This is a genomic window from Streptomyces rhizosphaerihabitans (assembly GCF_025399795.1).
GTDB lineage: Bacteria > Actinomycetota > Actinomycetes > Streptomycetales > Streptomycetaceae > Streptomyces > Streptomyces rhizosphaerihabitans.
This window is the reverse complement of the sequence record NZ_JAODTZ010000110.1, coordinates 1-8,983: the sequence shown is the minus strand read 5'-3', so window position 1 is coordinate 8,983 and position 8,983 is coordinate 1. Positions and strand designations below refer to the sequence as shown.

Annotated in this window: 5 protein-coding genes; 1 reads left to right on the top strand and 4 read right to left on the bottom strand. The window is 68.0% G+C overall.

Annotation, left to right across the window (positions count from 1 at the left end; translation table 11 throughout):
* Positions 1 to 741: 741 nt before the first annotated feature.
* Positions 742 to 2,358: an ISL3 family transposase gene (locus N4G66_RS44420; RefSeq protein WP_261710024.1), complete on the top strand. Its 1,617-nt coding sequence runs from the start codon at positions 742 to 744 to the stop codon at positions 2,356 to 2,358.
* A gap of 766 nt (positions 2,359 to 3,124) precedes the next feature.
* Here the strand turns inward: N4G66_RS44420 and N4G66_RS44415 are convergent.
* The 4 genes from N4G66_RS44415 to N4G66_RS44400 all read right to left on the bottom strand — a co-directional run.
* Entirely contained in the window at positions 3,125 to 5,491 is a 2,367-nt protein-coding gene (locus tag N4G66_RS44415) for a SpoIIE family protein phosphatase (protein ID WP_261710023.1), read from the bottom strand.
* A 441-nt stretch (positions 5,492 to 5,932) separates the two neighbouring features.
* Positions 5,933 to 6,256, bottom strand: a complete 324-nt coding sequence (locus tag N4G66_RS44410; protein ID WP_261710022.1) for a DUF3761 domain-containing protein — start codon at positions 6,254 to 6,256, stop codon at positions 5,933 to 5,935.
* Between the two features lie 192 nt (positions 6,257 to 6,448).
* Positions 6,449 to 8,140, bottom strand: coding sequence for an ISAzo13 family transposase (locus N4G66_RS44405; protein ID WP_261710021.1), 1,692 nt, complete (start codon positions 8,138 to 8,140; stop codon positions 6,449 to 6,451).
* Positions 8,141 to 8,202: 62 nt separating this feature from the next.
* Positions 8,203 to 8,983: substrate-binding domain-containing protein (locus N4G66_RS44400; protein ID WP_261710020.1), on the bottom strand; the 781-nt coding region annotated here is incomplete at its 5' end.

Sequence of the window (8,983 nt, the reverse complement as noted above, 5' to 3'; positions counted from 1 at the left end):
CCACTCGTGATCAACACCGGTCAACTCGGGTCCCTCAGGGGCCAGTTGCAGAGGGTGTTGCCCTCTGACTGCCTCTGAGCGACCCGGGTCGAACCGGGGTCGAATCAGAGTGATTTCCTCTGACTGCCTCCGATCGCCTCTGCAACCCGTCCTAGCAGGTCACAGCCTCATCGCCCGCACACAAGTGCAGGTCGGAAAGATGCGCTAGCTGTACCACTGGTTCCTGGCGAAAGCGGTGATGTGCGGCATGGCGGCGGCTCCCGTCGCTGGGTGATGGCGACATCGTCCAGAAGGGGGTCGCGGGGGCGCAATACCTCTTCTGCCCTACGGAAGGGGCTGGGGAAACTGCCTGTTCAGGGCGGGTGCCCGTCTGAGAGAGTGACATCAGGAGGGCGCTGAGCCAGCGACCTTGCTGAGCGCTTTCCGGCGATGGTTGAGTCGAGCTTGACAGTTCCGCTTTGTGAGGCATGGCAGCTCTGAGCATTTTGTATCGATTATTACGCCGCAAACTGGTGGTACATCGGCAGAAGTTGCAACGCCGCAGATCAGACATGAGCATTTCCGCATTGAGGGGCCGCGGGGTCGAATCCGGGTCGAATTTGCCGTTCTTCCTGTCTCTGTCCGGTGTAATTGCAGGTCAGGGCAAGTTTGAGTGGTCTCGGCGTCGCTCGAATCCTGGTTCTGGATCACTTTCAGTGCCGGAGCCACGGAGGGTCACCACAACCGCGATCATGAACGGCCATGGCTGATGTACTCCTCCAGGACCTGTGGTTCCACCAGGTCGAAGGTGTTGTGGTCGAAAGCGTCATAGCCGACGGCGAGTTGGTGGTCGTGCGGGCCCGCACGGCTGCGGGACGGGCTGCGTGTCCGGCGTGTGGGACGGCGTCGGCCCGGGTGCATAGCCGATACGTACGCCGGCTCGCCGACAGCGCGGTCGGCGGGCGTCCGGCGCTGATCGAGTTACGGGTCCGGCGCTTCCGCTGCTCTCAACAGGGCTGCTTGCAGGTGACGTTCGCCGAGCAGGTCGACGGACTGACGTTCCGGCACGGCCGACGCAGCGCCGGGCTGCAGACGGTGCTGGAACGGGTGGCGGTGATGCTGGCCGGCCGGGCCGGTTCCCGCCTGACCCACACGCTGGCGGCCGAAGTGAGCCGCTCGACCCTGTTACGGCTGATCCGCCGCCTGCAGGACCCCGAGACCCCGACACCGCGAGTGCTCGGGGTCGACGACTTCGCACTGCGCAAGGGCCACAACTACGGCACCATCCTGCTCGACATCGAGACACACCAACCCGTCGACCTGCTGCCGGACCGCACCACCGCGACGGTGGCCCGATGGCTCGCCGAGCATCCCGGCGTCGAGGTGATCTGCCGGGACCGCTCCACCGCTTACGCCGAGGCCGGACGCCTCGGCGCCCCGAACGCGGTGCATGTCGCGGACAGATGGCACATCTGGTCGAACCTCGCCGAGGCAGTCGAGAAGACCGTCGTCCAGCACTGTGCCCTGCTGCGCGAGCCCCAGGACACCACCACTGCGGCGGCTGCCGAAGCCCTGGAAGGGCTGGACCTCGACCTGGCTCCCGCGGGACCGCGGACCACCGGCCGCCTGTCCGACCGGGTTCGCGAACAGCACGAGGCCGTGCACGCTCTGCTCGAACAAGGCATTGCGATGCGGGAGATCAGCCGCAGGCTGGGACTGGCCCGCAACACCGTGCGCCGCTACGCACACGTGGCGAGTGCGGACGAACTCCTGGTCGGACGGTGGACCGGCCGCACCAGCATCCTCGACCCCTACAAACGCCACCTGCACCAGCGGTGGGCCGAGGGCTGCACCGTCGCCCGCCGCCTGTTCGAGGAAGTACGCGAGCGCGGCTACCCCGGCGGCGAGAACGTCGTGAAGGTCTACGTGGCCAAGCTCCGCGCGGACTTTCCGCCCACCCCGCCCCGCAAGGCTCCGTCCGTGCGGAACGTGACCAGCTGGCTCACCCGCCATCCCGACCGCCTCACCGACGACCAGGCCCAGCAGCTCAAAGCGATCCTGGCCCGCTGCCCCGCCCTCGACCGAACCGCCCACCACGTCCGCGCGTTCGCCGAGTTGATGAACGACCGCCAGGGCAAACACCTCGACCAGTGGATCACCCAGGTCCAGACCGACGACCTCCCCGCCCTGCACACCTTCGTCACCGGCCTGGGCCAGGACTTCGACGCCGTCATCGCCGGCCTCAGCCTCCGCTACAGCTCCGGAGCCGTCGAGGGCCAGAACAACAAGATCAAGATGCTGAAGCGGCAGATGTTCGGCCGCGCCAACTTCGACCTTCTCCGCAAAAGAGTCCTCCTCACCGCGCGAGGCCGTTCATGATCGCGGTTGTGGTGACCCTCCGTGGCTCCGGCACTGAAAGTGATCCAGAACCCAGGTTCAACCGACGCCGACAAGTGGGTGTGCGGTAGGAATCGCGCGAGCGATTGTTTGGGCTGTGACCCTGGAGGACGAGCACGAGCAGGCCCTTCGTCTCGCGCCCTCGGACCGGGGGTGTGCCCTTCGTGGGCTGCTCGGATGGTCATCACGCCGACGACTGCTGATCCGCCGCCTCGGTCCTGGCGAGGGTCTTGAAGGGAGAAGCCCTTCAACTCCTGCTCCCTGCATAACTTGGGGCAGTCCGGAGCCTCCACTGATCCCGAAGCGCTTCGCGTTCACGCTCGTTTTCGGCGCTGGTTCTTGCGGGATCCAGATGCTTTCGTCGATCGCGCGTCTCCAGTACGCGGGGAGGAGCCCTGTCGTCAGGCGGGTCGCTTCCTGTTGCGGCAGACCCCGCGACGCATAAGGCCTGCATAGTGACAATTTGCGGGGTCCAATCCGGACCGGGAGGGCACGTTTGACCTCTTCGTTGCCTCCGTCGCCGTCCGGCCTGCACGCTCGTCGCAGGTGATGGATGGCTGCCTCACGGTGGATGTTGCGCGTGGCGTGCAACCGTCATGAATGAGCAGTTCGGGCCCAGCCCGCCACTGCCGACGGATCGCCCCCAGTAGGAGCGCGAGGTCGACACAGTTGGCCAGTCCGGTGGTACGCATCTGCGGGTGCGCACGCCGGGGCGTCCTTGCGGAAGGCAAATCGGTTGCGCGTCCTCCTACGGCATCGTCTCCGGCCCGGTCGTGTCCGGGCCGGAGATGACCTGTTCGGCCCAGATGGTCTTTCCGCGGGCGGAGTAGCGGGTGCCCCAGCGGTGGGCGATCTGAGCGATCAGGAAGAGACCGCGGCCGCCTTCGTCGGTCTCGTAGGCGTACCGCAGATGGGGAGTGGTGCTGCTGCCGTCGCTGACCTCGCAGATCAGTGCTCGGTCACGGATCAGGCGAAGGCCGACGGGTCCGGTCCCGTAGCGGATGGCGTTGGTGACGAGTTCGCTGACGATGAGTTCGGTGGAGAAGTCCAGGTCTTCCAGGCCCCAGTCGGCGAGTTGTCGCAGGCTCATGGTCCGGGCCTCGGCGACGACCGCCGGGTCCGGGGGGAGGGTCCAGGTCGCCACCCGGTCCGTGGCCAGCGCCCGCGTGCGGGCCAGCAGCACGAGGGAGCCCTCGTCTTCGGTGGGTTTGCCGGCACGGATGAACGCCTCGCAGCTGTCCGCCAGGTCGCGAGGGGGATCGCTGCCCAGGATCTGGCCCAGGATCTGGGCAGCAGGTGGCGGGTCGGCGCTCTTGGGCGGTGCCGGAGCGGCGTTGAACAGTCCCAGGGTGGTCCCCTCCCGCAGTTGCAGGTCCACGCTCCGGTACGGCGGGTGGTCTGTGCCCAGCAAAGGGCCCTCGGGGATGTCGGGGACCTCGGGCTTGCCCTGCGGGTCGACGACCACCGCCGCCGAGTGGCCGGCTCGGGCGAGCGTGCAGCGGCGTGAGACGGGGTCGTAGACCGCGTACAGGCAGGAGGCTCCCTGCATGTGGTTCCTGGCGGATGCCGCGCGGGGATCGTCGGTGGACTCGTGGCTGCGTCCGGTCACCATGTCGTGCAGTCGGCCGAGAAGTTCGTCGGGGGCGAGGTCCTGGGCGGCGAGTGTGTTGGTGGCCATGCACAGTTGCCCCATCGCGGCGGCGGCGTCGATCCCTTGGCCGGCCATACGGCCCACGACCAGCGCGACCCGCGCGCCGGAGAGGGGAATGACGTCGAACCAGTCGCCCGGGCTCTGCGCCGGTTCATGCCGCCAGGCCACCTCCACTGCGCTCTGTGACGGCGCGGAGCGCGGCAGGAGGGTGCGCTGCAGGGCCTGGGCCGCGTTGTGCTCACGGGTGTACTGACGCGCGTTGTCGAGGCACACGGCCGCTCGGGCGCAGAGTTCGGAGGCCAGGACCAGGTCGCTCTCGTCGTACGGATCGGGTGCTTGGACCCGGTAGAAGCTGGCCAGGCCGAGGAGCACACCGCGGGCGGCGAGCGGGACGACCATCAGGGAGTGGGCGCCCTCGGCGCGGATGCGTGCTGTGCGAGGGTCGTCGGCGGGCGCCTCGCCGTGCCGAAGGTGCGGCACCAGGGTGGGGTGCAGCTCGGTCAGGCCGGCGATGTGGGAGGGGAGCAGGTATTCGACCAGTTCTCCGGTGTCATAGGCCGCACGGGCGGCGAGTTCCCGGGCGCTCTTCAAGGCCACGCGTCGCAGCCGGGTCTGCTTGCCCACCGGCCCGGGTGTGTACGCCTCGCCGTGGAGGACCCCGTCCAGGACCTCGATCGTGGCGATGTCCGCGATGGCTGGAACCGTGGCGGCGGCCAGTTCCCGCGCCGTGGTGCGGACGTCGAGCGTGGTGCCGATCCGGGCGCCTGCTTCCACCATGAGGTCCAGGCGGGCCCGGGCCTGTTCCACTTCGGTCACGTCCTGGGAAGCCACGAGAGCCCCGACGGCGCGGCCGGCCGAGTCCCTGAGCGGCAGCAGGGTCACGGAGTAGACGTGATCGTGGGCGGGATCGGAGGGAGGGCGTCCCCTGTGCAGAAAACTCAGGGGCTGACCGCTCTCGACCGTATGGCGCAGCTTCTGCTCGACCGTTTCGTCTATCAGGCCTGGCGCGATGTCGCGGACATGCCGGCCGATGGCCTCGTGCCCCACGGCACCGCGGACACCCGGCCCGGACAGATTCAGGCGCAGCAGGCGCAGGTCCCCGTCGACGGCCTGGACGCCCAGCGGGGAGTCGGTCAACAGTGCCCGCAGCAGTGCGGTGTCGATCTCGTCCTGGGCGGTGTCCGACGCCGTGCTCAACCGCACCGTCCAGTGCGGGGGCTCACCGGGCCGGGCCAGGGTGTCGACCGCTGCGCGGACCACCACCCGCCGCCCGTCCCGGTGCCGCGCGGCAATCTGTTCGCCTGCTTCCGTGCCGCCCTGTTCCTGGTCCAGGAACAGGGAGATGTGCCGGCCCAGCGCCTCCTTCTCGGAGTAGCCGAGAAGCTTCTCGGCCTCTGGGCTCCACTCCACGACGGTGGCTCGCTCGTCGACCACGAGATGGGCGGAGCGCGGGCGTGCAGTCATGGGGCGAGTGCCGCCAGAGGCTGTGCCATGGCCGCACCTCCGGTCCCGGAACGACAGAGATACCCCCATTTGCCCACAGAGTCCGCCACCTGGCAATCGGCGCCCCTCCGTAGCGCTCACGGCCCGCGCACCATCGAGTTCAGCTCGCGCCGTCCACTTGCCGCAGGAGAGCCTGCCGTGCCGGTTCTGGTACGACGAAGCGACCGTGAGGCGGCCATGGGACGGTGGTCATGCCTGCGTCCTGCATTTACGACGGATTCTCAAAGAGTCACCCTCGTACCCCGTGTCCGAACGCGGTCACTCACCGTAGCGTGAAGCCCTCGTTCGATCGTGTCCGGCCACCCCGGAGATCTCCTTCCTTGGCGCCGAAGGGAGGCCCGCCTACATGGCCGTCACCCGAACCCACTTCGCATCTGGCTCCAGCATGCGGAGTCGGTACCTCTACGTCCGGCACACCGACACCGCTGCACGGAGCCCGGGCCTGGGGACGCGGCCGGGGGGCTCCGTGCAGTTGCTGCTCAGCGGTACCAGTACTTTGACGCCTCGGTGGTGCGAGCAGGTGCCGCGGGCGTGGGCGCTGTAGGACCAGGTGTCGTCCTTGCACTTCGCCGTCGCCCTGCGCGGATGCGGCGAGTTGGCCTTGCACACGCCCGTGGTGTGCCGGGCGCACGTCGCCGCTGCCGCGTCGGTCGCCATCGCGACCGGGGCAACGAGCGCGCCCGCCAGGACGGCCGCCGCAACTGCGCTCCTGAATGTGGTCAGCATCAGAGCTCCCCCTCCTGTGGATCCGGAGAAGCGATCATGAACCGGACGGCCGGGGAGAGGCAGCCGGCCGGGGCAGCGGTCATCAGGCTGTGACGGTCGTGGCCCGGCCGTAGCCGCACGTTCGAGTGGCACGTACGGACGTGCGACCTGCGTGGGTGGTGATCAGGCGCTGCACTAAGGGCGTGCAGATCTTTAACTCGTCTTTTTGATCTTGGTTTGGGTGGGCTCGGTAGCGAGGAATGTGGTGACGTCGGCTGGTGTGCGGAAGCGGGCGGTGGAGGCACTGATGCGGTGGCCGTGTGCTTCGAGCAGTGGGCGGACTTCCTGACTCGCTCGGCTGATGGTCATGGCGGTGACTCCGAAGAGCTGGCCGAGGAGGTCCATGGTGGCGAGTTTGCGCAGGTGGAGCACGGTGGCCAGGATGCGGTCGGCCGGGGTGAGCTTGGTTTTGGCTCCTGTGCCGGGGGCGACCAGGCGTTCGTGGCCGCGGCGTGTGCGGAGTACCTGCTCGCATTGAGCCTCCAGCGCAGGTGTCAGCACTTCGATGAGCTTGTTGAGTCGTTGGCGGGGCATGCCGGTCAGTTCGGGGTCCTGCAGTGAGTGCCGGGACAGGCCATGTGGATTCTTCGCCATGGTCCGGTCTGACGTGCTGTTGGCAGCCGTGGTGTCTGGCGGGTGCTGGGGGTGGAGGGTGTAGTTCCAGTCGCCGTGGAAGCGGTGCCGTGCGATCGGAAGAGCGGCGATCTCGCCGTCGCTGACCTGGATGCCGGTGGGGTAGCAGTTGGTGTCGAGTTCGGCGTGCACGGTCAGACCGCTTTTGGTGGTGGTCGCGGCGATGCTCTGGACGATGACTTCGTGGCTGGTCAGGGGCCTTCCGCGCCAGTTCATGGTGATGTGGGAGAACAGCCGGTGCTCGATCCGGTTCCATTTCGATGTTCCGGGAGGCAGGTGGCAGACGGTGATCGCCAGGCCGCTCTCGGCGGCGAACCGGGCGAGTTCGGTCTTCCAGGTGCGGGTGCGATAGCCGTTGGAGCCGCCCGCGTCGGCGGTGATCAGCAGTCTGCCGGCCGTCGGATAGGCGGCCCGCCCGGCTCCGTTCCACCAGCGGCGGATGGATTCGACGGCGAACGCGGCGGTGTCGTGGTCGGTGCCCACGTTGACCCAGCCGGTGTTCGCGGCGACGTCGTAGATGCCGTAGGGCACGGCCCTGCCCAGCTCGCGGTCGGGGAAGTCGTGGGTGTCGACGCGTACCGGTTCGCCTCTGGGCTCCCATTCGCGGCCGTTGTTCTTGAACGGGCCGACCAGTTCCTTCTTCTTCGTGTCCACACTGATCACAGGCTCCCCGCCGTCCTGGTGCCGGCGGGCCTGTTCGTTGAGATAGCGGAACTGGGCGTCCCGGTCGGGATGCTGCTTGCCCTCCAGGGTCTTGGCGTTGCTCTGCAGGCTGAAACCCTCCTCGCGGAGCAGGTCACCCACCGTGTCCGCGCCAACTTTGTGACCCTGACGGGTCAGTTCCCCGGCGAGCTTGCGGGTGGATTTGGTGGTCCAGCGCAGCGGTGACATGGGGTCCCCGCGGACGTCGGGTTCGACGAGGGCCAGGAGCGCTGCCCGAAGAGCCGGGTTGAGGTCGACGACGCGTTTGCGGCCGCCGTCAGCTCTGCGGACCCGTCCCAACGGACCCTCACCACAGTCGAGTTCCCGCACACCCAGCGACACCGTGCCCTCGCGGACACCGGCGGCCCGGGCAATCGCTTTGATCCCACCGTGCCCAAGTGCTCGAGCCTCTGCCCCTATCAGCAGACGACGCTGCCGCTCGTTGAGATGCGGCAAAATCGCCTCGAACTTCGCCGCCAGCACGTCCCGTTGCTCGTCCGCCCCGCTCATGCCATCCCAACGAACCACCAAGCGGAAAGCTACGAGTTAAAGATCTGCACGCCCTAAGCCGCCTACGGCCTTGGGGCGAGTTGCTCGCCCGAGCCTCGAATGATCAGTCTGGTGGGGACGGTGACGGTGCGGGCGCGGGAGTGGTCGCCGTCGAGTCGGTTCAGGGCGGTGGTCGCTGCCGTTCTGCCGATCTCTTCGGGGTCCTGGGCGACGACGGTCAGGGCCGGTTCAAGGGCTTCGGCTAGTACCAGGTCGTCGAAGGCGACGATGGCTACGTGCTTGCGTTTGGTGCGGGCCAGTTCGGCGACGATGCCGAGCGCCATGATGTTGTTGCCGGCGAACAGGGCGGTGGGGGGGTCGGCCTGGTCGAGGAGCTGGGAGGTCGCGGTCGCGGCGCCCTGCTGGTCGTGGGCGTTGGTGACCAGTGAGCGGTCGTAGGGGAGTCCGGCTTTCTGCAAGGCCGAGCGATATCCGGCCAGGCGTTCACGGCGGGTGTACAGCTTCTCGGGAAGGTCTCCGACGAAGCCGATCCGCTGGTGCCCGTGGGTGATGAGGTGGGCGACACCGTCATGGGCTCCGGCCCGGTTGGAGCTGACGATGCTGTCCGTGGCGAGGTCCACTCCCGGGCGGTCGAGGAAGATCACGGGCAGGCCCGCCGCGCGATGGGTCTTGAGGTGGGAGTGGTCGGCGCCGACGGACGGCACGACGATCAGGATGCTGACGCGGCGGGCGAGGAACTTGTCCGTCAGGACGCGTTCGCGCTCGGGGTCGTCCGTGGAGGAGCCCATGAGGAGAGTCAGTCCGCGCTCGCGGACAGTGTCCTCGATGCTTCTGGCCACGGCC

Coding starts and splice junctions, on each gene's coding strand:
- N4G66_RS44420 (WP_261710024.1), top strand. CDS start 742: ATGGCTGATGTACTCCTCCAGGACCTGTGGTTCCACCAGGTCGAAGGT.
- N4G66_RS44415 (WP_261710023.1), bottom strand. CDS start 5,491: ATGACTGCACGCCCGCGCTCCGCCCATCTCGTGGTCGACGAGCGAGCC.
- N4G66_RS44410 (WP_261710022.1), bottom strand. CDS start 6,256: ATGCTGACCACATTCAGGAGCGCAGTTGCGGCGGCCGTCCTGGCGGGC.
- N4G66_RS44405 (WP_261710021.1), bottom strand. CDS start 8,140: ATGAGCGGGGCGGACGAGCAACGGGACGTGCTGGCGGCGAAGTTCGAG.